A 26,252-nucleotide genomic window follows, 5' to 3' on the forward strand; every position below is an offset into this window, starting at 1 on the left:
GTAGCAGCAGACGGTACCATGGTAAGTGATCTATCAGATGACGATAGTATATTAGAAGATGATCCAACAGTAACAGAAATCTGTCAGGAAAATAGCCCTACAGATAGTATAGCTATTATTAAAGTAGGTGTATTTAATGATGAGAATGGAGATGGCTGTAGTAATATAGATGAAACAATCACATATACATTTACAGTTACAAATTGGACAAATGTTACATTGTCAAATATTACACTTACAGATCCATTTATAGCAGATATCTTATTTGTAGATGGTGATACAGACGCAGATGGCGCATTAGATATAGATGAGACATGGACATACACTGGAAGTTATACAATCAATCAAGGTGATATCGATGCTGGTGAATTTGAGAATCAAGCAATTGTAGAAGGAACCGCACCAGATGGAACTGTATATAGTGACTTGTCTGATGATAATAGTATCATGGAAAATGATCCAACAGTTACTGCATTATGTCAAGATCGTAGTATAAGCTTAATTAAGTCTGGAATGATTATAGACTTAAATGGTGATGAATTTACAGAAGCAGGAGAGCTTATTCAGTATACGTTTAAAGTGACAAATACAGGAAATGTTTCTTTATTTAATATTACGATAGATGATCCATTAGTAACTGTAGAAGGAGGACCTATTGATCTTCTTCCTGGAGAAATGGATGATACTACATTCACTGCCACATATATCTTAACAGAACAAGATATAGAAGAGTTGATTGTAATTAATCAAGCTACAGTAAGAGGATTCGATATTAATAACACGGAAGTAGAAGATATCAGTGATACAGGATCTGATGTAAATGGAAACCCAATAGAAGATCCTGAAACTATAGAAACTCCAGATGATGGAAATATCGAAAATGTAAATGGAGATCCTACAGATGATCCGACAGTAATTATTATTACGGGAGTACTTAATGAAGAAGATATCGAAGTATTTAATGGAGTAACACCAGACGGCGATAATTCTAATGATGTGTTTATCATACGTGGTATTGACAGATTCCCTGATAATACAGTTCAGATCTTCAACAGATGGGGTGTAGAAGTATACTTCAGAGAAGGATATTTAAATGATGCTGATGCGTTTGACGGTACTTCACAGGCAAGAGCTACCTTAAATAGAGGGAAAGAGCTTCCAGTAGGAACATACTATTACATACTTAGATATGTAAATGATGACGGTGAGACTAGACAGCAAGCTGGGTATCTATACCTTAATAGATAATATATAAAAAAGTAAATATGGGTACGCTTTCGCGAAAGCGTACTCAACTTTAAAAAAATAAATAATCATATAAATACTATAGTAGTAAGTATTTGTAAAAGTTGTAAAAAAATGAAGCATTTAACAATAGGGTGTCTTATCTATTTTGTGTTTATTACTTTCAATAGTTCGGCACAACAGGATCCTCAATATTCACAGTATATTTATAATACTGTGGCTATTAATCCGGCCTATGCTGGTAATAGAGGAGTTACAAGTATTGTAGGTTTACATCGTAGCCAGTGGGTTGGTTTAGATGGCGCTCCTCGTACACAGAGTTTAAGTATTCATTCTCCTATTTCAGAAAGTAAAGTGGGATTAGGATTATCTATTGTAAATGACGCATTAGGACCTTCACAAGAAACCTACATTGGCGTAGATTTTAGTTATACAATCGATACTTCAGATAAAGGGAAGTTAAGTTTTGGTTTGAAAGGAGGAGGACATATTTTAGATGTAGATTTTACGAGACTAAACCTTTTTGATCCTACAGATCCACGTTTTGCTCAGAATATAGATAATAAGATATCCCCTGTTATTGGAGCAGGAGTATACTACCATACAGATCGTTTTTATGCTGGTTTGAGTGCTCCTAACTTAATACAGACAGATCACTTTAATGAGAGTAACAACTCAAATGGAACAAGTTTTGTAGCTGAAGAGCGTATTAATTACTATGGTATTTTGGGATACACTTTTGATGTTTCAGATCAAGTAAAATTTAAGCCGAGCACATTAATAAAAGCAGTAGCAGGCGCTCCATTACAGGTAGATCTTACCGCCAACTTTTTATTTTTAGAGAAGCTTCATTTAGGAGCAGCTTACAGATGGGATGCAGCCTTTAGTGGTCTTGCAGGTTTCCAAGTATCAGATAGTATGCTTATAGGTCTTGCATATGATCGTGAGACAACAGATTTAGGGAACACAACATTCAATGATGGAAGTTTTGAAATATTCTTACGTTTTGAATTATTTAACGAGTATGATAGGTTACTAACACCTAGATTCTTCTAATACATTAGAACCATGAAAAAATACTTTATTCTCTTATTTATTTTATCTACCCCTGTCATTACAACAGCTCAAGAAAGTAAAATTTCTAAAGGAAATAAAGGCTTTGATAATTATAATTATGTAAATGCTCAAAACGTATATCAAAAAGTAGCAGATAAAGGTTATGAATCTGCCGATTTATATAAACGATTAGGAGATAGTTACTATTTAAATGCATCCTACGAGAAAGCACAAGTCTGGTATGGAAAACTCATAGATAAGTATTCTGAAAATATAGAACCAGAAACTTACTTTAGATATGCTATTTCACTTAAAGGAACTAAAGATTATAGACGTTCTGATGAGATTATGACTCGTTTTAAAGAATTAAATAAAAACGATAAAAGAGCGCAACTTTTTAATGATAATCCAGATTATTTAAGAACGATAGATAAATACAAGGATACTTATAAAGTAACAGAGACCTCTATAAATTCTGGATATTCTGATTTTGGTCCCGCTTTTTATAATGACAAGCTTATCTTTTCTTCTGCAAAAGATACTGGAGCTTTTGTTAAAAGAATACATGCATGGAATGGACAACCTTTCTTAGACCTTTATGAAGTGTCTTTAGAATTAGTTTCTAACGAAGAAGTAACTTCTAGAAATACAAAGAAATTTAATAAAAGTATTAATAGTCCTTTTCATGAAAGCACACCTACATTTACAAAAGATGGAAATACGGTCTATTTTACCAGAAATAACTATAACAATGGGGTGTATAGAGATGATATTGATGGGACTAATAAATTAAAAATTTATAAAGCGACTAAAGATGATAAAGGTAGATGGATTAATGTAGAAGAACTTCCTTTTTCTAGTGATGATTATACCATCGCACATCCTGCATTGAGTCCAGATGAAAAAAGACTATATTTTTCTTCCGATATGCCAGGTACATTTGGGGATGCAGATCTTTGGTATGTTACTATAGAAGATAGTGGTACGTTTAGTGCTCCAGTAAATTTAGGAAATGAAATTAATACAGAAGGAAGAGAATCTTATCCTTTTATTAGTAATGAAAATCATCTGTATTTTGCTTCAACGGGGCACATTGGTTTAGGTGGGTTAGATATCTTTAAAACTACCATTGGAAACAATGGAGAAGTCTCAGATATTATAAATCTTGGCGAACCTGTAAATACAGCTAGTGATGATTTTTCTTTTATAATTAATACAGCCTCAAATGTTGGATTTTTATCATCAAATAGAAATAATGAAGCAGGGAATGATGATATCTATATGCTGGAACGTATTAAAACTCCGCCACCACCATGTATTATCACACTAAATGGCCTTGTAACAGATAAAGACACAGGAGAAAAGTTAAGCAATGCTACAGTAACGTTATACGATACAAATAAGAATGTATTCGGAACCTCTGTGACAGATGCTAGCGCTACATTTTCTTTTGATCCTAGTTGCGATAAAGAAATGCTTGTAAGAGCAGAAAAAGAAGGATATATTCCTGAAGAAAAAATAATTACAATTCCTACTACCTCAGCAGAACTCGAGGCTTTATTACAATTAGAAAAGAAAGACAAACCACTAGAACCAGGGAAAAATCTATCTGATATTTTAAATTTGAATCCTATTTATTTCGATTTTGATAGATTTAATATACGACCAGATGCAGCCGAAGAATTAGCAAAAGTCCTCGTTGTACTAGAAGAAAATCCAACAATGCGTATCGATGTGAGATCACATACAGATAGTAGAGGTAATGATTCCTACAATCAAAGGCTATCACAAAACAGAAATGATGCAACGATACAATGGCTCATAGATAAAGGAATCAGTAGATCACGTTTAACAGGAAGAGGATACGGGGAATCAAGTCCTGTAAATGAATGTACAAATAATGTTGCGTGCAGTGAAGCTGCACATCAAGATAATAGGCGTAGTGAATTTATTATATTGGGGGATAGATAAAGCTTATTTACGTCTATTTTTAAAAGCGCTCTTATTAAGGGCGCTTTTTTTGTATAATAAAACACCTATTTTGTACTTTTACATGGAATATGAAAGAAGAACTCGTAATCCTAGTAGATGAGCAGGATAATCAAATAGGCTTAATGCCAAAAATGGAAGCCCACGAAAAAGCAATACTTCATCGCGCTTTTTCCGTTTTTATATTTAATGATAAAAACGAATTGATGCTTCAACAAAGAGCCCTACATAAATATCATTCTCCCGGACTGTGGACCAACACGTGTTGTAGTCACCAAAGAGATGGAGAAGATAATATAGCAGCAGGAACCCGAAGATTGCAAGAAGAGATGGGATTTGTAGTGCCGCTTAAAGAAACAACCTCTTTTATTTATAAAGCTCCTTTTGATAATGGTCTTACAGAACATGAACTTGATCATATTTTAATTGGATCTTATAATGGAGAACCAGAAATTAACGAAGATGAAGTTGCTTCTTGGAAATGGATGCCATTAGAACAGGTAAAGGATGATATTCAAGAACATCCTGAAGAATACACAGCATGGTTTAAAATTATTTTTGAACGATTTTATTCCCACTTGGAATCATGAAAATTACAGTAAATAGACGCGCACATTTTAATGCAGCCCATAGACTGTATCGAAAAGAATGGGATGACGAAACCAATGAAGCTATTTTTGGAAAATGTAGTAACCCTCATTATCATGGTCATAATTATGACCTCATCGTAGGTATTACAGGAGAGATTGATCGAGAAACTGGTTATTTAATAGATTTAAAAATTGTTAAAGATCTCATTAAATCTGAAGTAGAAAATGCTTTCGACCATAAGAACTTAAACCTAGAAGTTCCAGAATTTAAAGACTTAAATCCTACTGCCGAAAACATCGCTGTTGTGATTTATAATAAAATGAAGCCAATGCTAGATCCTAAATTTGATCTTACTATTACATTATACGAAACACCTCGTAACTTTGTAATATATAAAGGTGAGTAAGCAAAGAATCAGTATCTTTTTTAATCTAAAAATAAAGATAATCAGGATGTTAACTTACACGCTAGAATTGGAAAACAACTAATAGTTGTTTATTTTTATTCAAAAGTACTCCAAATCATAAACAACGATCTGATGAACGTAACTAATTGGTATCCTATTCAATGTAAGCCTATTCTCAAAGAAAAAATATGGGGAGGTCAACAACTCAAGACATTTTTGTCTAAAACAGATGAAGATTTGCCTTTCGGCGAAAGTTGGGAAATTGCAGATTTACCTAACGGACAAAGTATCGTTACTAATGGAGAATTAAAAGGAAAAACATTAGGTGAAGTGATGTCCGCTTTCGCGAAAGCGGTCTTAGGAACTTCTGTAGTAGAAAGATTTGGAGAAAACTTCCCATTACTTATTAAATATATAGATGCTGCAGATGATTTATCTGTCCAGTTACATCCAGACGATGCACTTGCTGAAAAACTGCATAATGGCAAAGGAAAAACAGAAATGTGGTATATCCTTAAAGCAGATCCAGGTGCACAGCTTATAGTTGGTTTTGATGGAGTGATGACTCAAGAAAAATTTGATGAGTCTGTTGCTAATGGAACTGTAAATGACAACCTTCAATATCTAGATGTAAAAGCCGGAGATTCTTTTTTTATAAGTGCAGGGTTGATACATGCCATAGGGAAGGGGATTGTGCTAGCAGAAATCCAGCAAACATCAGATATCACGTATCGTGTATTTGATTATAATCGTAAACAATCTGACGGAACTTTACGTGATTTACATATAGATCATGCACGTAAAGCATTAAACTATACAAATCCTGAAGGATATATTTTAAAACATAACCCGACAACTATTGGGGCACAAGTTTTAAAACATTGTCCATTTTTTAAAACAGACATTACGTTACTAGGTGCATCTTCATATTCTATAGACCGTACAGATAGTTTTACGGTACTTATGATGGTAGCTGGAAAAATGGTATGTACACATCAAGAAGAAACGTATCAACTAAAGTTAGGAGAAACACTTCTCATCCCAGCAGATTGCACATCTGTTACAGTAGAAGGTACAGATGCTAAATTTCTTGAAGTTTATCTGTAAAACGCTTTAAATTATCTTAATTTTGCACCAAATAATAGATTATGGCAAATATTAGAGATTTAAAGAAAGACATCAATTTTGTATTAGGAGATATCATAGACGCTGTATACGTTTGGGAAGCACTTAATCCAGAAGGTGATGCATCAAAAGGGGAAGCAGTAATTGATGATGCGATTGGAACATTTGACGCACTTATCGAAAAAGTGAATGACAGAAAAGTAGAGGATAGAAAAAAACATTTAAGAGCGGTTCGTGCTGAACTTGAGGAAAAAGCAACGGGTCTTGTAGATCGTATCAATAAATTGTAAAAATTTTTTAAAAAAGTTGTTGCAAATATGAGATTCTATTTTATATTTGCAGCCGCAATGCCGATGTAGCTCAGCTGGCTAGAGCAGCTGATTTGTAATCAGCAGGTCGTGGGTTCGAGTCCCTCCATCGGCTCTTCAAAAGCTTCTCAATTCTGAGAGGCTTTTTTGTTTTCAAAATGTTTCATTATTTCAAATAAAATGAGAGGGACGAGAAGTTTATCCTGAGCGTAGTCGAAGGGAGTCCCTCCATCGGCTCTTTGTAAAGCTTCTCAGAAATGAGAGGCTTTTTTGTTTTATATAAAGTCCCTCACGACCTTAAGGTGGGTGATCGTATTCTAAAAAGTGTAGCTTTCAGCACACTTTTTAGAATACGATCGTTCTTGCGGTTATCACCGGCTTTTATAATATATATTATTTTCTATGGATACCTTGTATAACAGCTTTTAGAATACGATCGTATTCTAGAGATACATCATCAGTTTTTACTAATGTATGCAGCTTCCTGAGTATACTTTGTATAGTGTGTTTTCTTAGATTAAGATTATTTTAAATCTCCTAAAAAGTTATTTTTTTTTCATTAATTAGCAATTCTTAATATTTAGCTAACTATTTATGAAGAATATATTTTATGCTTTAATTTTCTTAGGAAGTTTACTAGTAAATGCACAAGAAACTCCCGTTAACCCAGATCCATTTGTAAAAGATGAAGATGCTATATTTTTACTTAAAAGTAAAACTACAGATGTAGGTGTCTGGTTGGATCCTACAGAGTGGAGTTATCAAAAAGCAAAAGATAACCCAGATGCAGAATATGAACTTCAATTGAAAGGAGAAGATTTATATGGGATGATTATCTCAGAAACATTAGAGATTCCTACAGAAAATTTAAAAGAGATTGCTTTAGAAAATGGGAGGGAAGTAGCACCAGATTTAGAAGTTGTACAAGAAGAATATAGAACTGTAAATGGACAGAAAGTATTATTTTTACAACTTAATGGAACTCTACAAGGGATCAAATTTACCTATTATGGGTATTACTACTCGAGTCCAGAGGGTACTGTACAATTTATAACTTATACATCACAAGGTCTTTTAAAATCTTATATAGAAGACTGTGAGAATATTTTAAATGGACTTGTGAAATTATAATTATCACAATATATTAACGTAAATAACCAACCTAACCAACTAGGTAATTCCCCATCTTAACATACGTAGATGGGGAATTTATGTATATGCTTAATTTAGATACTGTGTAAAGTCATCTACATTTATAGAAACATAGTTACAACCTACATTTTGATCTCTAAATGGTCTGGCTATGATTAAGTTTTCGTATAATATATTTATTCTTGTTCTGTAGATTTACGTTCTTCTATTAATTTTTTAAGCTGTTTTCCATATTTAGAACGTTTTATCTTATTTGGAAAACGGTTATATAGTGTATCTAGATATGTGATGTTTGCGTCTGGTATTTGACTTAGTATAAGAAAAGGAGCCATTTCTAAATCTGCATTTGTAGATGCAAATTGTCCTGTATATCTATATTTAGATTTTAGTAAACTTTGTAATGAGTCGTCGTATTTTAAAATATCATCTTGTACTCCAGAAATTTGAGCTTCATAAGACCCTTTAATAAGATCTAAGTTCTTATTGTTAAATTTCTGATTCATTTTCTGGAATTCTGTCCATCTCATTTGGTTTTCTGCCCCAATAACAGCGGCAAAACCCTCAAAATTCTTCAGAGATGTAGTAATATTCATTTCACCAGGCTCAGCAAAAAACATAATTCGGTCATCATATCCAGAAGCGTCTACTTTATCTAAGTGTAAGTACAGTACTTCTGTTTCCTCTAAATTAAGAGAGAATTCAAACTCAGGATCACCATCTACTTCTAGAGAATCTAAGTTTGTCAATACCGTATCTTGGATGCGTTGTAGATATAGGGTACCCTTTTTAAGGCCTTTTACACTTCCTGAAACTGTAAAGTTTTTTGATTCAGAACAAGCGATTGTTATACAAGTTAATAGCAAAAGGGCAAAAAATCTTCTCATTAATATGGTTTCAATTAAAGCACAAAGATGCTATTATTTTTATTGAAATACTAGCTTGTGGCTGCCATTTCCATTAAAATTGTACACAAAATTGCTCCATAGGTTCCTACTACATATCCAAAAACAGCCAGTAATACCCCTACACTCGCTAGTGACGGATGAAACTCAGCAGCAACTACAGGCGCTGATGCAGCACCTCCTACATTGGCTTGACTTCCTACAGCAAGAAAGAAGAATGGTGCTTTGATAAGTTTTGCTACAAGGATAAGTAGTCCAGCATGAATAGCCATCCAAACAAGTCCTATAGCAATAAGCCCTGGGTTTTCAAAAATAGATCCTAAATCCATTTTCATTCCTATCGTAGCAACAAGTATATAGATAAAAACACTTCCTAGTTTACTAGCGCCTGCACCTTCATAGTTTTTAGCTTTTGTAAATGATAATAAGATTCCTATAGCGGTAGCGATGGTGACCATCCAGAAGAATTTAGATCCAAAAGAAGCTAATGCCGAATCTTTAGGTATATTTTCAAATAAACCAGCCATACCATCGGCACCCCAATGTGCAATACCAACAGCTCCAAAGGCAAGTCCCATCATAATCATGAGATCAGCTAAACTAGGATTACGTTTGACACTCTCTGCAAATGTGGATACTTTTTCTTTAAGTTCAGTAATCGCAGTATTGTCTGCTTTAAGCCATTTATCAATACGATTGGATTTCCCAATTCCAAATAATAAAATCGCCATCCATAGATTTGCAACAACAATATCTACAAGTACCATTCCTCCATATTTATCTGGATTGTATTGATATATTTCTAGCATAGCAGCCTGATTTGCACCGCCTCCTATCCAACTTCCTGCAAGTGTAGATAATCCACGCCAAACAGCATCAAAATCGGCACCACCAACGGTTTCTGGAGATACGAGAGAAATTAATAATATGGCTATTGGCCCTCCTATAATGATACCTATTGTTCCTGTAAAGAACATCACGAGCGCTTTTACGCCTAAATTAGCGATTGCTTTTAGGTTAATACTCAATGTCATTAATACAAGTGATGCGGGTAATAAATACCTAGAGGCTACATAATATAAATTTGATGTTTTATCACTTATAAGCCCTACAGAATTGAATATAGCGGGGATTAAATAACATAATAATAGCGCTGGAATTATTTTATAGAATTTGCTCCAAAAGCCTGATTTTTGACTAGATGTATAAAATATTCCTGCTAATGCCAGTGCGAGAAGTCCAAAAACAATCGCATCGTTTGTAAAAAAAGCGTGTTCCTCCATAAAGTACGAGTAATATTGATGATTTTTAATGATTCTTTATACGCTTTCGCGAAAGCGTACTCAGCACCACAATATACTTATAAATATAACCAATATGTCACTTTAAGATTAATAGAGCGTACGCGTGGGGCAAAAACGTTGTCTGTAAAATAGTTGTCATTATACACTAAGAAAAGGTCTGAAAGTGGCGCAAAACGCCACTGTAGTCTAGAGTTGATACCTAGATTGTCTTGTAATGAACTATACTGAATGAGGGTATTCCAGAATAATGATTTATTAAAAGTGACTTCCATACGAGGGCTGATGAGCCAGATATCATTGTCTGAAAAAGGATCAGGTAAATCTATACGATCATAACGAGCATTTAACCCAAAGACTAGATGAGGTTGTAATCGTAAGTTGATTCCACCTCGTAGGGTGAGTAGATCACCATTAAAAAACTCTCCGTAGGTTGTATTTAGATTATATGAAAAGATACTACGCATATCAGATCTATATTCTGCTTCTACACTTTCGTAATAATATTCAGTACCTTCTGCAAGTTCGAGCCCATCTGATCGCGATGGATCAAATCCGCCAAAAAGTAGTGTATATCTAGAACGTGCCGTAATACTAAGGTTACTTGTGTTTTTAAATTCTGCTTGCCAACGAGGGGCAAACGTGTGATCTGCTTTTTGGAAATCTAATTCTGGACGAAAAACAAAGAACGTTCCTAAGGAGAAAATGTGTCTGTTTATTTTTCCTTTTTTCGGAAAAATAAGACGTTCCACTCTATTAAACGTCCTAAAAATATCTTTACGAGGTATAAAGCCTAAATCAGAATTAAAATTATCACCTACAAAAATATTAGAAGTAAGTACACGCCAATTATTACGATTGTATTCTAATCGTGCACCCCCAGAGAAATCATTGCTACTTGTATTGGGTGTAAATGATTTGTGGATAAAAAACTTACCGTTCCAGCTATTGTCTTTATTAGCTAAGTTATAATCTAACCCTATGAGTCTGTTGTATTCTTCGTCTGGAGTAACAAAAGCTTCGTCACTCGTATTTTGTCGATTTACAAAAATGACACCTATATTAGAACGACTAAATACTTTGTGTTGTAATGCAACAACTGTATTATTGTTTCCTGCAATCTCTTGTTCGGTATCATTTGCAGTTTGTATGTTGAGTAATCCTATTCTAAAATTATTATTGAGCTTACCACTCAACCGAGCACCTGCAAGAATATCATTTTGCGTAGAATTCCCATCTATATCGGTTGCAATTCCTATACGTCTAGAGAAAAAAGGATTTGCAGCACGAGAGTCTCCAAAATCTGCAAAGAGGTCGTTGTTTTCAATAAAAAACTGACGTCGTTCTGGTAGATTTACTTCAAAACGACTCAAGTTTGTAATAACATTATCTACTTCTACCTGCGAAAAATCTGGATTGATTGTGACATCTAAATTAAGGCTGTTTCCTATCGTAAATTTTGCGTCGCCGCCTACTTTAAAATCGGTTGTTTCATCATCTGTTTCAAAGTCTTTTCCAACAAGTCCATTTACATAAGGTATCACAGATATAGGACTACGCGGGCTTCCTAATGGTTTTTCAAAAACCATATCTCCCATATAAGCTAAATTGAATATAAACTGACTTTGCGGAATTTGTATCCAAGTATTTCGTTCGTTTCCTTGGGTGTCAAATTGATAGGAGTTAAAACGCCATCTGGTTTCTCCTTCACGAAATTTTAATGCAGAAAAGGGGATGGCCCATTCGCATATATAATAACCGTCATATTTTTCGGTTTCACCTACCCATTTTGTATCCCAGCTAGTAGTAAAACCTCTTAAATCTGTACCTCCACCAGACACAAGTGCTTCTCGTAATACACCTTCTGGATTTGATCCAAAAAGAAAGGCATTTGCGCCATCATTAAACGTATCAAACATCAGAGTGATATTATCACTTCCACCAGCTCTAAAATCTCTTCTTAATGAAGGTACTATATAGTCATTACCTGGAGCGTATACTTTAATGCCTACATATAGCTTTTGTTCGTCATATAAGAATCTAATTTCAGTTTGACTTTTAGCTTGAACAGTATCGGTAGGGAAGTACTGCCAAAAGTTTTTTGCAGGTTCTACTTGACTCCATACGTTTTCATCTAGTCTTCCGTCTATCGTAATCTCTGAATCGATATATTTAACCAAAACCTCTTTTTCCTGAGCAAAGGATAAAAGGGTCACATGCAAGATGGTTAGAAAGAGTAATTTTCTGTGCATGGCGGCAAATATATACCTAATATGCTATTCAAAAATATTTTTTATGATCCTTTTAACCAACTCTGACGAAGTCTTAATTCTGGACCTTCTACAAAGTATTGTAATTCGGTAATACTCGCTTTATTGATTTGTGCTTGAGTTACCTTACCAGTAAGTGTCATTTCTTCCTCATCTCTTTGTATGATAAAAGTAATGTCATCACCTTCTTTCCATGTATTTGAGTTAGATAACAAGGCATATACGTTTGATAAGTCATACGATGTACCATTTACACTTTTTAAGATATCACCTCCTTTTAATTCCATCTCTTTAAAGAAGGAGTGAAGCTCAATTCCTTTTCGTATAAAAATAGTATTATCAGCTTGAGAAGCATCTATATATGGAGTATTAGTTGTAGTGTCCATTAAATATCCAGTAGGAACAAGGTTTGTATTATATTCTAAACCTACTTTATCAAAAAAGGCACTATAATTAATAGGCTCGGTGCCTATCACATGTTTTTCGAAAAAGTCGCCAATAGCTGGATATGTCATTTCTGTTATTTGAGGAATAATAGCTGCATCTTCAAATGGACGATTAGGACCATAGCGATCTGTAAGTTCTTTCATTAAACTCAATAAACTTCTTTCTCCCTTACTATTTTCTCGCATTAAAATATCTAAACACATTCCAATGAGAGCCCCTTTTTCATAGACATTTCCGTAATCAGATGCATAGGGTTCATCTAGAATATTTTGACTCATTTTCGTAAATGATAAAGAATCATCATAACTTTTAGAATTTGTAATCTTAGAGACAATAGTATTATAAAATTCTGCATTAGTAACTAATCCTTCGTATACTTGAAAATGCTGAGCAAAATATTCAGTAATTCCTTCATACATCCATAAGTGTTGACTCATTTCTGGGTTATTATACTTAAACTTATGAATTTCTGTAGAGTGTAAGTTTAATGGAGTTACAATATGAAAAAATTCATGGGCAACTACATCTATAATTGCACCATCCATGGCTTCTTTTGGAAGCATTTCTGGTAATACTACAACAGTTGATTTGTGATGTTCTAATGCTCCAAAACCTTGTGCATCATCTGGTTCCAGACTGCTTAAATATAATAGTATACTATAGCGATCAGTTGTATTCATAGTTCCTAAATATGTTTTTTGAGCCTTCATCATCTTTTCAATATTAGGTCTAAGATCTGATGCTTTTACAACATTATTCGGACTATATACACTTACTTCTATAGTGATGCCTTGTATATCAAATACCTCTTTGTTGGGCTTATTATACATAATAGGATTATCAATGACCTCAAAGTAACGTCTTGCTAAATAGCTATCTATTTGCTGAGCGTTTTCAAAAGTTGCTTGTGTGTAGGTAGAAACGGTTTGTTTAGATAATGAAGTTGTAGGCGCTATTTCGACAGGTCTATTAATATCTATATTATAGGTATACTCTTCTTGGTTTTGTATATATCCTACCATACCATGCAGATTAAGCATAAACTGCTCGTTTTCTTTAAAGTTGGTTCCTGAAGGAGAAAAAATTTCATGTTCTGCTTCAATATCATAAGTGTCATTTACTTGATATTGAATATACCCAAGCTTTAAAGCTCCTGTTATTTGCCAAGTATTTGGAGAAGTTCTTTCAACATTAAGTTGAGTACCTGATTTAGAAAATACTTCTAAATTTTCTACATAAGTACCATAATCATCATCAGAATAGGTGCCTGGTACTGTTTCAGGAATGTAGAATACAACGTTATCAGTAGTGATAGTTCCAGGTTGAATACGCACAGATACTTTATCATCTGTTATATTAACTAGATCTATTGCAACTTGAACTGTAGTGTTTTTTGATACGTTTAGATCCTGTGTTGCTCCACAAGAAATTAAGAATGCCCCAATGAAAGCATAAAAAATAATCTTTTTCATAAATAAATTTTCTAAAAATGTAAATGTAAGAAAACAGATGCTTATTCCTATAAGTTATTACAAAGTGTTAAGTTACTTTGTAATAAAATCTTTAATAACATTGATAAGTTCTTCAGAAATAGGGCGTCTTGGCTCGTTATAGGACTTTGTATTTTCTAAAGCATCAGTTCCTTCAATAATACGTAATACATGATTCATATTTTCTATAAGGATTAATGAAGCATCAGATTTGGCTTTAGCTAATGATTTAGCCTCATTTGTATCTACTTGAATATCATTGGTTCCATTTACAATCAAGACAGGAATTTGTAGTTTTTGAATTTCTACTTTTGGGTCATATTTCATCCAGCTAGCCATAAATGGTTGTGTCTCAGGTCTGAATATCGAAGATAATGCAGGACTGTATTTTTTTACTTTTCCATTTTCTTTTAATTGCGTAAATGCTTCTTGCGCTTTGTCTTTAAGATCAGGCATTTGAAGTGCTATTTGGCTTAAAATAGTTTGATCTATGGTCTGTCCAGGCCCAGCAAGAGAGATATATCCGGAAATTTTTGATTGTTGTGCCGCAATCATTCCTACTAATGAACCTTGGCTATGACCAATAATGTAAATATTAGTATACCTGTTTCTACTTGAAAAATAATTCACCGTAGCTACTGCATCTTCTACAAAATCATCAAAACGTAATTTTTCCTCTTGTAATGCTCCTTTTTTTAATAAAGTAAGCACACGTTTATCATATCTAAAGGTAGCAATTCCTGACGCAGCTAACTTCTCTGCGAGTATACGTAATGAGTTATTACGTGTTAATTGTTGATTTCCATTTCTATCTGTCGGTCCAGACCCCGGAATAATAATGATTAAATTGTCAGCACCTTCTTTAGGTTGTAATAATGTGCCATACACATACTGATTTACTTTAACATCTCTTTCTATTGGAGTGTTTTGCGCATGTGTTATTTGAAAAATTAAGAAGGTAAGTAGAATTGAATGTACGTATTTCATATAATGAATATTAAAACCTAATCTATTTGTAAAGGTAATGATTATGTATTGTTACTTATGAAACTATTCTTAACTACTACTATAACAGTATGTCTTCAATTTCATTGTATTTTTGCAAAAAAATAATTCAATGAAATATATAATTATCTCACTATTTCTAATAAGTAGTTCTTTAGTACAAGCGGTTGGATACGAATGGGGAAAAACAGGGCACCGTACTACAGGAGCTATTGCAGAACAGTACCTTTCGCGAAAAGCAAAAAAAGAAATAAATAAATTGTTAGATGGTCAATCCTTAGCACTTGTCTCTACATATGCTGATGAAATAAAAAGTGATCAAAAATATAGACCATTTGGACCTTGGCATTATGTAAATGTTCCTTTTGATAAAACGTATGATACTCATGCTAAAAGTGATAGAGGAGATATACTACAAGGAATCACTACCTGTATAGAAGTCATTAAAAATGAGAATAGTTCTAAAGAAGAGAAGGCTTTTTATTTAAAGATGCTAGTACATTTTATAGGTGATCTACATCAACCATTACATACAGGTATTGGAGAAGATAAAGGGGGGAATGATTTTCAAGTACAGTGGTTTAGAGATGGCACAAACTTACACAGGGTTTGGGATACTCAAATGATCGAGCATTATAATATGTCATATTCAGAATTGGCTACAACGATGCCACGTTTGTCAAAAAAACAAGTAGGGCTTTTACAACAAGGAACAGCAAGAGATTGGATGGAAGATAGTCGTACACTTGTAAAAGATATCTATAAGCATACGAAAGTAGGAGAGAAGCTAGGGTATAAATATATGTATCAATACTTTAATCCTTTACGATCTCAATTACAAAAAGGAGGGATTCGTCTTGCGGGTTTACTCAATGAATTGTTTGGGTAGTATCTTAAATATTTAACGGATTATTACTTTCTTGCAATACTTTGTTTTTGTATTGTTTAGGCGTCATTTCATTGTATTTCTTAAAAATACGTGTGAGATGACTTTCATCTGTAAAACCTAATTGATATGCAATCTCAGACACTGTAAAATCTGTATTTTTCAATCTATATTTGATAAGATGTAATTTATACATGAGTATATAATGATGTATAGACTCTCCTGTTTTCTTTTTAAAATATAAGCTTATAGCACTATTAGTCATATTAAAATGAGAAGCTAAAGAACTCACTTTCATTAGATCAGTTTCATATACATGTTGTCTTATATATGATAATATTTGATCTATAGTGGTAGGCACATCCTTATTAGGAATCTCTTTTACAGGTTGGAAATCTCTCGTAATATTTCTAGCAATAATACTCAAGGTAGTACTTACCATGTTTGATATATTATGCTTGAAGAACTCCTTCTCACTGATATACTCTTGATTAATAACATCGTGAATATGCCAGATCAGTTTTCGATCGTATTTTTCTTTTATAATATCACCAGGTAAAAGATTAGGATGGTGAATGATTCGCTCTATACGGTGTAACCAATAGGATCTGTCTGGAAGATTCATTTTACTCGAAAAGAGGAGTTCTGTAAACTGAAAATAACAAAACGTGGTTTCTTCTTCTATTTCAAAATGATGTTTATCTTCTGGGGCAACTAAAAAAATGTCTCCATTTTCATAAGTAACTATAAATTCATTTATAAAGTGTTTTCCTTTCCCTTCTTCTATAAATATAATTTCAAAATAATTTCTAGGCTCAGGATCCTTGTGAAGTCCAGTTTTTTTAAACTGCTTTATTAGAAATGTATCATGTAAGCTGAAACTTTTCACAATGGTGTTTTTAATTTTTTACAATTAATTAGAAGCCTTTACGATTAACGAAAACGTTATAGTTATATTAATAATCAGTAAGTTACGAATTTTGTACAATTTTTAATAAAAAAAATACAAGAATTACTATGCGTGCTTAGTATAATTTTGCCCTCGGTTAATAAAGTGATTTTCATGAGATTAGAGGTGCTATCACATATCGTCATAAAATTCGGATTAGGATTATTTATGCTAGCACAATCATTATATCATATAGTGATCTACAGTTCATACATTTCAAAATTAGAAATGTATCTAAAAAGTACGGAAGTATTAGACAACGAACTTTTTCAGCTGATAGCACCTCTTTTTCCTTTTTTAGAATTTGCTTTAGGCTTTATGCTTATACTAGAAGTCTATTATAAAGAAACTATAATAATGACGGTCCTTATATTTAGTTGTACGACCATCACATATTTCTTGACAGACTATCAAATAGGTAATTCATTACTCATGTTGCTATTATCCCTGCTCTCTATATGGCTTTTTATAAATAGATGGTATGGAAATTATTATAAAAAATTGAGCTACTTGTAACAACCCCCAGCGTATATATTTTATTAGAATATATACAAGACGATCTGGGACGAACGTTTACTTTAAATAGAATGCCCCCTAATGTTCTATTTTAACAAACCTCGTTCTAGATCTTTATATGAAAACGATGGCTTTCACCCCTTGATTGTTCGGAACGTTAGATTGATTCTTGGTTCCACAAATTTTGAAGTCTTAGGTACTTGATGTTGCCAGTTATGTTGTGTGGCATCTTTCATAAGTAACAGACTTCCATGTTCTAAAGACATGGAGTGAACAGAAGACTTAGCCTTTTTATCCCTTAATTTGAATACCCTGCTAGCGCCTAAACTTACTGAAGCAATAGTAGGGTTTTTACCCAATTCCTTCTCATCATCTGCATGCCAACCATTACTATCTTTTCCATCTCTATAAAGATTCAATAAACAGGTCGTAAACTCAGTATTTGAAATAGCTTCTACCTTTTTTTTTATTTCGCTTAAAGCGAAAGTAAACGATGTAGGATGCATTGTTATATTAGAATAAGAATAGGGTAAATTATTATCTGCATATAAAGCCGTGAGACGAGGTTGTGGATATACTTTTCCAAATACCTTTATATCATCTTGTTGCCAAGGCGTTTCTTTATATAGTAATTTAAAATAATGAGAAGCTTCTTCTGGTGTCAAGAAGTTGGGATAATACATCACAGATGCTCCTGATAAATCCAAACGATATGGTTCTAATGGAAATAATGACATTTTAAAATATATTACAAATAAAAATACGCCCAATACATCAATCCAAATTGAAGTAAAAATCGAAACCACAATACAGGTTTTGGAAACTTTTTATGAAATTTTTCATCTACAATCATATACCAATGTACTACTAAGAATACAATAAGCATTGTTATAATCCCCCATATTGCATAGGTTCTAGTTGCTTCAAAACAAAGCATAATGCCAAGTCCAATTTCTGCAAACCCGCTTAAGTATACCATTTTTAATCCCGCGGGAATATATCTAGGCATCACGCTTAAAAATGCTTTTGGTTTTATAAAATGCATGCATCCTATACAGATGTACATGATTGCCATAAGATATAAATGCCATGGAGTTCCCATATAGAATAAATAAAATATTAAATGTTTAGTTTTATTTCAAAGATAACTGACATCCGTGGATATAAAAATAGTCCTGCAAATTACTTACAGGACTATTTCTAAATGTTATATAATGTATTTACTGTTTGATTACTCTTTGAGTAGATGTTCCAGCAGAAGTTTCTAATTTTAAAATGTATACACCTGTAGCAAGGCTGCTCATATCTAGTGTGTTATTAACTAATCGAACTTGAGTGTTTTTCCCAGTAATATCAATTAAAGATACTTTCTCAACACTAATACTAGAAGGAATAGTTAAACTTAATTGTCCGGCAGTAGGATTAGGATAGGCAGTAACGCTAGCTAATAATTCATCTTGAATTCCTAAATTACTACAATCACCACCAAATAAGAAGTTACCAAATAACTCTCCACTACCATTGGCACCTTCTAGTTCTATTGATCCAATAGGTTCATTTGCAAAAAAACCAAAAAATGTTTGAGTGTTTGTAGGTGTGTCAGCATTGAAAGTATCTATTAAGTCACCTTCTGGACTAAATACTCTTATGGTTGTTACTGGGTCATTGTTCTCCCAAAGATCGAATGCTACTGCCTGTGGTGATGGATCAAAGTCTATAATCGTGAAATCTGCAAAACTAGTAGATCCTACTAAAGGGTCTGTATTTCCAATAGCTCCTGGAGCAATAAAAACAACACTTGAAGGAACTGCAGAAGAAGAAACACTAAAACCAGTTTCAAGTTCGCCAGCAGCAAAACAGCCATCTCCAGCAGAACTAATCGTTTCACCACATACTGTAATGGCAGCTGGGCCATTTGAAAAATCTTCAGATTGAAGCGTACCATCTGTACAGTCAAGTATAGCCTCATTAAATTCAGCTAAGGTTGTAAAAGTATCAACAACAGCAAAACTACCATTATCTACACGTGTGATTGTAGCAATTGTTGTTTCCCCTGTATTTGAAGAAGGTACTGTTTCTGAGTTATAACTTGTTTCTTGTTGAGCAAAGGCAGTTACAGTTATAAGTGCTAATAAATAAGTAATTTTTTTCATGTGATAAATTTATGATTGATTAATAGCGTCTAAATTAGATAAATTACATCTATAAATAAGTGTTATTAATAAAGTTTAACGAATTATTTGAGTGTATATAAATAATTGGTTATCAGTTTATGTTTAGTATTGGGTTTATTGTAGATTTTAATAGTACTTCTATATATATAGTTATGTAAATTGTTTTTATGTGAAGAAGAGTGTGAGATTGTCTATTTTACTCTTTGAAAATCAGAAAACAATACGTACTTTTGCACTCCTTTTTGACAACCTTTAGAAAGCCGTCAGTAAGGGAATACTTAAAACGAAAAAAACCACTTTTACGGTTTTGAGGTTTAAAGAGCTTTCGCGAAAGCGTAAAATACAAACCCCATTAGTAACAGAAACTTATTTCTTGTACTAATGTAATTTTTAGCAAATGGCTGAAGAAACAAAAAATCCTGAAGTTCAGGAAGAAGCTGTAACAGCAGCACCAAAAGTTGAGCTATCTCCTGCTCAAGCAAATCCAGAACAATTTCTTAAAGACTTTAACTGGGAAAAATACGAAGAAGGTATTGACGTAGTAGATGATGAGCAACTAGAAGAATTTGAAGCTTTAGTAGCAAAGAATTTTGTTGACACTCTTAATGATGAAGTAGTAGAGGGAACTGTAATTAGTATTACAGATCGTGATGCTATTATTGACATCAATGCAAAATCTGAAGGTGTAATCTCTCTTAATGAGTTCCGTTACAATCCAGATCTTAAAGAAGGAGATAAGGTAGAAGTACTTATTGATGTACGTGAAGACGCTACAGGTCAATTAGTATTATCTCACCGTAAAGCTCGTGTAATTAAAGCATGGGATCGTGTAAATGCTGCACATGATGAAGGTACTATCGTAAACGGATTTGTAAAAGCACGTACTAAAGGAGGAATGATCGTTGACGTTTTCGGAATCGAAGCATTCTTACCAGGATCACAAATAGACGTAAAGCCTATTCGTGATTACGATCAGTATGTAAATAAAACAATGGAATTCAAGGTTGTAAAAATCAATCACGAATTTAAAAATGTTGTTGTATCTCACAAAGCACTTATCGAAGCAGATATCGAAGAGCAGAAAAAAGAGATCATCGGGCAGCTTGAAAAAGGTCAAGTACTTGAAGGAGTTGTTAAAAACGTTACTTCTTACGGAGTATTTGTTGATCTTGGAGGTGTTGATGGACTTATCCATATTACAGATCTTTCTTGGTCTCGTATCAACCACCCGAATGAAATCGTTGAGCTTGATCAGAAATTAAACGTTGTAATCCTTGACTTTGATGAGGATAAAACACGTATCCAATTAGGTCTTAAGCAGCTTTCTAAGCACCCATGGGATGCATTAAGTGAAACTCTTAAAATCGGAGATAAAGTAAAAGGTAAAGTAGTTGTTATTGCAGACTACGGTGCATTTATCGAAGTAGAAGAAGGAGTAGAAGGACTAATTCACGTTTCTGAAATGTCTTGGAGTACACACTTACGTAGTGCACAAGATTTTGTAAAAGTAGGTGATGAGGTAGAAGCTGTTGTTCTTACATTAGATCGCGAAGATCGTAAGATGAGCCTTGGTATCAAACAACTTGCTCCAGATCCATGGACTGATATTACGTCAAAATACCCAGTTGGTTCACGCCACGAAGGGGTTGTGCGTAACTTCACAAACTTTGGAGTATTCTTAGAATTAGAAGAAGGTATTGATGGATTAATCTATATCTCTGATCTTTCTTGGACTAAGAAAGTAAAACATCCATCTGAATTCTGTGCTGTAGGAGATAAACTAGAAGTAGTTGTTCTTGAGTTAGATGTAGAAGGACGTAAATTAAGTCTTGGTCATAAGCAAATTGAAGAGAATCCTTGGGATAAATATGAAGCTGATTTTGGAGTAGGTACAAAGCATACTGCTAGTATCGAAGAGATTGTAGATAAAGGTGCAACAGTTGCCTTTAATGAAGATATCACTGCTTTTATTCCTACACGTCACTTAGAGAAAGAAGATGGTTCTAGACTAGGTAAAGGTGAAGAAGCTCAATTCCAAGTAATAGAGTTTAATAAAGACTTTAAACGTGTTGTAGCATCTCATATGGTAATCCATAAAGAAGATGAAGCAAGAATTGTTAAGCAACAAGCTAAGAAAGCAAAAGCGCAAGCTGATGAAGCAAAACCAACGTTAGGGGATGCTAATGACGCACTGGCAGCTCTTAAAGCTAAAATGGAAGGTAAATAATCTGATTCTCTTGTAGAATAAGGTATATATTCCTTGTCAATATAAAAGCCCATTATACATTATGTGTAATGGGCTTTTTTTTATGTAAAAGAGGGTGTTCTGTCTTAAGATAAGAATAGGTGAATATTTGATTATTTTTTGATCACAACGATGAGCGCTTTTATAAAAGAATATGTAGATACAATGACTCCTATAAGAAACCAATACCAAAGAAAAAAAGTGAGAAATAGAAATATCAATAAGAAAGCGATTGATATGTACAATGTTTTTTAAATCAAATCAATCTTCTTCTGTCATTAGAAGAATAATTATAATCAATGCTTTTTTAGTAGATAATTATAGATGGGATTAATTAACTCTCGTCATCTTTTTTTTTACATCTTCAGAAGGAGAAGACTTAGCTTGCTGAGCGCTTTCAAACTTTAACTGTTGTGCTTTAGAAACCCAGCGGTCGTTTTTAATTCGATCAGGGAAGAATTTGATAAGCTTTGTAACAGCTATGATATCCTCTTCGGTAAAGTTGCTTATTTGTTCGAAAGTAAAAATCCCAAGGTCATTAAGCTTTGTCTCTGTATAGGGACCTATTCCTGTTATCTTTTGGAGATCATCTTTATTCTCTGTATTTGCATATCCAATACGATCAAAATCAATCTTAGCAACATTTTGAGTGATTGCAGCTGTTCCTTTAGAAAGTACATCATCAGAGAAAGCTCTCTTTTGAAAATTAACTTGCTCATATTCTTGATCCATTCGATCTTTACGATAGCTTAACTTTCTATTTTGCTGTTCGTTTTCTTCTTTTAGATCTTGTATTTCTTTTTTGAGGAGGTCAATATCGTTATCTACGGCTACTTGCGTTGCTTTATGTCGATAGCGCTCATATAATGTAGCGCCTACATATCCAATAACAAAAGCACCAAGCATCATCACAAATACCTCTACATAGGCTATAGGGATAGATATCGTGTCTTGACTTTCAGATATGTTATTAATCAACAATAATCTCAATTCTATTATTTTTTTTACGGCCCCAAGTACTTGAATTATCCTCAATAGGACTAGATTCACCTCTAGATATAGCAGATATTCTTGATCTTTTTATGCCTCTTTGAGTCGTAAGATACCATTTTATTTGTCTTGATTTTTTTAAAGCGATCCTAAAATTATCTTCTGCATTGCCCACATTGTCGGTATGCCCAATAACAGTCACCTTTTTGTCAGGATTTTCTTTTAGTATTTTTTTTAATTGTGTAGCATACGCAATAAGCTCTTTGTCTAATATAAGATCGGTATTTGCATACCTAGGATAAAAAATTTGAGAAGATGCATTTGGAATTTTAGCTATAATAGTTTCACTCTTATATTCAATTGTAGGTTCATCTTTGTTAATATCTATCGTATCACTAATAGCAATAGATTTTTTGATTTCTTCTGCTAGCAATTGAGAATCTACATTTGTATTATCATTTATATATAGACTACTGTCATCTATTTCATTGATAGTAGTTGCATTAGAAGTAAGAGTGGAATCTGTAATTGTGATGTCTGTCATTACACTGTCTATAACTATCTCTGGAGATTCAGTTGCACTTTCTGGAGTTACTGTTTTTGCAATCTCCAAGGGAGTCGTGTTAACGACTTTTTTTTCTACAGGAATCGTAATAGGGGATTTCTCAGGAATGTCTTTTGCCTCTTTTATGTGTATATAGTATATTCCAGCCATAGCCCACAATAGAAATATAAAAAATGTACCCCAAAAACCTTTCATTTACTGTTTTTCCCCAAATTAGTGTAAGTGATTTCGTATCAAATCTACTAAAAACTTTTTATTGTTAAGTAAATATTAAATTGGGTTATACACTTGTTTTTAACAAAAAATAGAATACTTTTGTACCAGTTATGAAAAACAACACAATACATCATCATCATTTTACTTTATATCGCTCAAGCGAGGTGAAATGATATGTCTGTATTTTATGATATCGAAACCCGTTTGAGTTATTCAAGCGGGTTTTTTGTTTTGGATAATTCAAGCTATAATTATTAAAAGAAAAAATGAATACAAAAATTAGAATTGCAGTTCAAAAATCAGGACGTCTTAATGAAAAGTCACTGGCATTACTTAAAAGCTGTGGCATCTCTATTGACAATGGAAAAGATCAATTAAAAACCACAGCTAGAGATTTTCCTTTAGAAGTTTTTTATCTCCGTAATGGTGATATTCCTCAATACCTTAGAGATGGAGTCATTGACATCGCTATATTAGGTGAAAATACACTTATTGAAAAAGGAGAAGATTTACAAATTATAGAGCGTCTAGGCTTCTCAAAATGCAAAGTGTCACTTGCGATACCTAAAAATGAGAAATATACATCAGTGCAAGATTTTGAAGGAAAACGTATTGCTACTTCGTATCCAAACACGGTGAAAAAATATTTGAAAGATAAAGGGGTTAATGTAGAATTGCATATTATTAATGGTTCTGTAGAAATTGCACCTAATATTGGACTAGCTGACGGGATTTGTGATATTGTTTCTAGTGGAAGTACCTTATTTAAAAATAATTTAAAAGAGGTAGAAGTGATGTTAACCTCAGAGGCAGTGTTGACAGTTTCTCCTAAGATTTCTGAAGAACGTAATGAAATTTTAGAAAAATTACGATTTAGAATTCGTAGTGTGCTGAAAGGACAACGTAGTCGTTACGTACTTATGAATGTGCCAAATGAAAAATTAGATGCTGTCATAGATATATTACCCGGTATGAGAAGTCCTACAGTATTACCATTAGCCGAAGAAGGATGGAGCAGTGTGCATAGTGTGATAGATAAAAATAGATTTTGGGATGTCATTGATCAACTCAAATCTGCAGGCGCAGAAGGGATTTTAGTATGTCCAATCGAAAAAATGGTTTTGTAATGAATAAAATAAATACTCCAGAACTGAAAGATTGGGAAGCTATTCTCAAACGCCCTACACAAACAGTAGAAGATATAGAAACTACGGTTATCGATATTTTTAAAGAAGTGAAACTAAAAGGTGATGTCGCTGTAGCTAAGTATACTTCTATTTTTGATGGCGTTACTCTAAATTCAACCATTGTATCCTCTCAGGAAATAGCTGAGGCAGGAGCAATACTCGATCAAGAAGTTAAAGATGCTATACAGCTTGCAAAAAATAACATTGAAAAGTTTCACAAAGCTCAACAAACAGAACGTATTACAATAGAAACAACACCAGGTGTTTCTTGTTGGCAAGAAAAACGCCCTATTCAAAAAGTTGGATTGTATATACCTGGCGGAACAGCGCCTTTATTCTCGACGATATTAATGTTAGCGATTCCTGCAAAAATAGCAGGCTGTAAAGAGATTGTGTTATGTACTCCACCTTCAAAAGATGGATCTGTACATCCTGCTATTATCTATGCAGCACAGCTATGTGGTGTAACTAAAATTTATAAAGTAGGCGGGATTCAGGCAATTGCTGCGATGACATTTGGCACAGAAACCATACCGCAAGTCTATAAGATATTTGGACCCGGAAATCAATTTGTAACTGTAGCAAAACAACTTGCTACCAAGTATGGGGTTGCTATAGATATGCCGGCAGGTCCCTCAGAACTTCTAGTTGTAGCAGATGACACGGCCGATGCTGCTTTTGTTGCATCCGATTTATTAAGCCAGGCAGAGCACGGTACAGATAGTCAGGTGATTTTAGTGACGACGTCTCGTGCTTTGATGACAGCTGTGGAAAAAGAAATTCAAATACAAATTGGTACGCTTTCGCGAAAGCGTATAGCTCAAAAAGCCATAGATAATAGTAAGTTGATCTATGTAGAAGACGATGCAACAGCACTGGCGTTGATAAATATGTATGGTCCTGAGCATTTTATTATATGCATGGAAAATGAAGACTTTTATGTAAATGGTATTCAAAATGCAGGCTCTGTATTTATAGGAAACTATACCCCAGAAAGTGCTGGTGATTATGCTTCTGGTACAAATCATACGCTTCCAACTAACGGTTATGCAAAACAATATAGTGGTGTAAATCTAGATAGTTTCCTGAAAAGTATGACGTTTCAGAAGATTTCTGAACAAGGAATTAAGAATATAGGAAATGCTATTGAAGTCATGGCATCAGCAGAAGGCTTAGAAGCGCATAAAAATGCAGTAACACTGCGATTAGATAAACTTGCTAAAGCAACTTCATAATA

At 33.6% G+C, this 26,252-nt stretch carries 24 protein-coding genes and 1 tRNA gene; 14 read left to right on the forward strand and 11 right to left on the reverse strand.

From position 1 onward, the window contains the following. The 9 genes from Q1A60_RS15965 to Q1A60_RS16005 form a co-directional block, all read left to right on the forward strand. Window positions 1–1,248 (forward strand): gliding motility-associated C-terminal domain-containing protein (locus Q1A60_RS15965; RefSeq protein WP_299767229.1); only part of this gene is annotated, 1,248 nt, incomplete at its 5' end. Window positions 1,249–1,359: 111 nt separating this feature from the next. Continuing rightward, on the forward strand, window positions 1,360–2,301 hold the full coding sequence (locus tag Q1A60_RS15970; RefSeq protein ID WP_299767228.1) for a type IX secretion system membrane protein PorP/SprF: 942 nt from the start codon (window positions 1,360–1,362) through the stop codon (window positions 2,299–2,301). A 12-nt stretch (window positions 2,302–2,313) separates the two neighbouring features. Further along, window positions 2,314–4,272 (forward strand): OmpA family protein, encoded by a 1,959-nt coding sequence (locus tag Q1A60_RS15975; protein WP_299767227.1) that lies wholly within the window; start codon window positions 2,314–2,316, stop codon window positions 4,270–4,272. Between the two features lie 89 nt (window positions 4,273–4,361). Further along, window positions 4,362–4,880 carry an isopentenyl-diphosphate Delta-isomerase gene (idi, locus tag Q1A60_RS15980; RefSeq protein WP_299767226.1) on the forward strand — a complete coding sequence of 173 codons (519 nt, stop codon included), beginning with the start codon at window positions 4,362–4,364 and terminating at the stop codon, window positions 4,878–4,880. Then, window positions 4,877–5,287, forward strand: a complete 411-nt coding sequence (locus Q1A60_RS15985; protein WP_299767225.1) for a 6-carboxytetrahydropterin synthase — start codon at window positions 4,877–4,879, stop codon at window positions 5,285–5,287. The genes idi and Q1A60_RS15985 overlap by 4 nt, the downstream gene beginning before the upstream one ends. A gap of 132 nt (window positions 5,288–5,419) precedes the next feature. Beyond that, window positions 5,420–6,394 carry a type I phosphomannose isomerase catalytic subunit gene (locus tag Q1A60_RS15990; protein WP_299767224.1) on the forward strand — a complete coding sequence of 325 codons (975 nt, stop codon included), beginning with the start codon at window positions 5,420–5,422 and terminating at the stop codon, window positions 6,392–6,394. 41 nt (window positions 6,395–6,435) lie between these two features. After that, window positions 6,436–6,702 carry a hypothetical protein gene (locus Q1A60_RS15995; protein WP_299767223.1) on the forward strand — a complete coding sequence of 89 codons (267 nt, stop codon included), beginning with the start codon at window positions 6,436–6,438 and terminating at the stop codon, window positions 6,700–6,702. Between the two features lie 59 nt (window positions 6,703–6,761). Then, window positions 6,762–6,835, forward strand: a tRNA-Thr gene (locus Q1A60_RS16000). A gap of 479 nt (window positions 6,836–7,314) precedes the next feature. After that, window positions 7,315–7,851, forward strand: coding sequence for a hypothetical protein (locus tag Q1A60_RS16005; RefSeq protein WP_299767222.1), 537 nt, complete (start codon window positions 7,315–7,317; stop codon window positions 7,849–7,851). Between the two features lie 197 nt (window positions 7,852–8,048). Here the strand turns inward: Q1A60_RS16005 and Q1A60_RS16010 are convergent, their stop codons facing one another. From Q1A60_RS16010 to Q1A60_RS16030, 5 genes are all read right to left on the reverse strand, one after another. Then, window positions 8,049–8,756, reverse strand: coding sequence for a DUF4369 domain-containing protein (locus tag Q1A60_RS16010; RefSeq protein ID WP_299767221.1), 708 nt, complete (start codon window positions 8,754–8,756; stop codon window positions 8,049–8,051). Window positions 8,757–8,806: 50 nt separating this feature from the next. Then, a complete protein-coding gene (locus Q1A60_RS16015; RefSeq protein WP_299767220.1) occupies window positions 8,807–10,057 on the reverse strand; it encodes a DUF819 family protein in 1,251 nt (416 codons plus the stop codon). Between the two features lie 77 nt (window positions 10,058–10,134). Continuing rightward, complete coding sequence (locus Q1A60_RS16020) at window positions 10,135–12,291, reverse strand: DUF5916 domain-containing protein (protein WP_363322597.1); 2,157 nt, start codon at window positions 12,289–12,291, stop codon at window positions 10,135–10,137. Window positions 12,292–12,368: 77 nt separating this feature from the next. After that, window positions 12,369–14,264, reverse strand: coding sequence for a peptidase M61 (locus tag Q1A60_RS16025; protein WP_299767218.1), 1,896 nt, complete (start codon window positions 14,262–14,264; stop codon window positions 12,369–12,371). A gap of 72 nt (window positions 14,265–14,336) precedes the next feature. Further along, complete coding sequence (locus Q1A60_RS16030; protein ID WP_299767217.1) at window positions 14,337–15,269, reverse strand: alpha/beta fold hydrolase; 933 nt, start codon at window positions 15,267–15,269, stop codon at window positions 14,337–14,339. A gap of 130 nt (window positions 15,270–15,399) precedes the next feature. Between Q1A60_RS16030 and Q1A60_RS16035 the strand changes: the two genes are divergently transcribed. Then, on the forward strand, window positions 15,400–16,176 hold the full coding sequence (locus Q1A60_RS16035; RefSeq protein ID WP_299767216.1) for a S1/P1 nuclease: 777 nt from the start codon (window positions 15,400–15,402) through the stop codon (window positions 16,174–16,176). A gap of 4 nt (window positions 16,177–16,180) precedes the next feature. Here the strand turns inward: Q1A60_RS16035 and Q1A60_RS16040 are convergent, their stop codons facing one another. Continuing rightward, window positions 16,181–17,062 (reverse strand): AraC family transcriptional regulator, encoded by an 882-nt coding sequence (locus Q1A60_RS16040; protein ID WP_299767215.1) that lies wholly within the window; start codon window positions 17,060–17,062, stop codon window positions 16,181–16,183. Between the two features lie 174 nt (window positions 17,063–17,236). Here Q1A60_RS16040 and Q1A60_RS16045 point away from each other — a divergent pair, with 174 nt between their 5' ends. Further along, a complete protein-coding gene (locus Q1A60_RS16045; RefSeq protein WP_299767214.1) occupies window positions 17,237–17,638 on the forward strand; it encodes a hypothetical protein in 402 nt (133 codons plus the stop codon). A 134-nt stretch (window positions 17,639–17,772) separates the two neighbouring features. Here Q1A60_RS16045 and Q1A60_RS16050 read toward each other — a convergent pair whose 3' ends face one another. The 3 genes from Q1A60_RS16050 to Q1A60_RS16060 all read right to left on the reverse strand — a co-directional run bounded on the left by Q1A60_RS16050 (window position 17,773) and on the right by Q1A60_RS16060 (window position 19,791). Then, complete coding sequence (locus Q1A60_RS16050) at window positions 17,773–18,375, reverse strand: alpha-ketoglutarate-dependent dioxygenase AlkB (protein ID WP_299767213.1); 603 nt, start codon at window positions 18,373–18,375, stop codon at window positions 17,773–17,775. 11 nt (window positions 18,376–18,386) lie between these two features. Continuing rightward, complete coding sequence (locus tag Q1A60_RS16055; protein ID WP_299767212.1) at window positions 18,387–18,713, reverse strand: MauE/DoxX family redox-associated membrane protein; 327 nt, start codon at window positions 18,711–18,713, stop codon at window positions 18,387–18,389. A gap of 145 nt (window positions 18,714–18,858) precedes the next feature. Then, on the reverse strand, window positions 18,859–19,791 hold the full coding sequence (locus Q1A60_RS16060; protein ID WP_299767211.1) for a T9SS type A sorting domain-containing protein: 933 nt from the start codon (window positions 19,789–19,791) through the stop codon (window positions 18,859–18,861). 418 nt (window positions 19,792–20,209) lie between these two features. On the opposite strand from Q1A60_RS16060, the gene rpsA reads away from it, so the two are divergent. Further along, the gene (rpsA, locus tag Q1A60_RS16065) at window positions 20,210–22,039 is read left to right on the forward strand and encodes a 30S ribosomal protein S1 (protein WP_299767210.1); all 1,830 of its coding nucleotides are present in this window, start codon (window positions 20,210–20,212) and stop codon (window positions 22,037–22,039) included. Window positions 22,040–22,387: 348 nt separating this feature from the next. Here rpsA and Q1A60_RS16070 read toward each other — a convergent pair whose 3' ends face one another. Then, window positions 22,388–23,047, reverse strand: coding sequence for a hypothetical protein (locus tag Q1A60_RS16070; RefSeq protein WP_299767209.1), 660 nt, complete (start codon window positions 23,045–23,047; stop codon window positions 22,388–22,390). After that, a complete protein-coding gene (locus Q1A60_RS16075) occupies window positions 23,028–23,807 on the reverse strand; it encodes an OmpA family protein (RefSeq protein ID WP_299767208.1) in 780 nt (259 codons plus the stop codon). Before Q1A60_RS16075 ends, Q1A60_RS16070 begins: the two co-directional genes overlap by 20 nt. 287 nt (window positions 23,808–24,094) lie before the next feature. Between Q1A60_RS16075 and hisG the strand changes: the two genes are divergently transcribed. Together hisG and hisD are read left to right on the forward strand one after the other, a co-directional pair. After that, window positions 24,095–24,955, forward strand: coding sequence for an ATP phosphoribosyltransferase (gene hisG / locus Q1A60_RS16080; RefSeq protein ID WP_299767207.1), 861 nt, complete (start codon window positions 24,095–24,097; stop codon window positions 24,953–24,955). Then, the gene (gene hisD / locus Q1A60_RS16085; RefSeq protein ID WP_299767206.1) at window positions 24,955–26,250 is read left to right on the forward strand and encodes a histidinol dehydrogenase; all 1,296 of its coding nucleotides are present in this window, start codon (window positions 24,955–24,957) and stop codon (window positions 26,248–26,250) included. Before hisG ends, hisD begins: the two co-directional genes overlap by 1 nt. The last annotated feature ends 2 nt before the right edge of the window (window positions 26,251–26,252 follow it).

The organism is uncultured Dokdonia sp. (assembly GCF_947492535.1).
Taxonomy (GTDB): Bacteria; Bacteroidota; Bacteroidia; order Flavobacteriales; family Flavobacteriaceae; genus Dokdonia.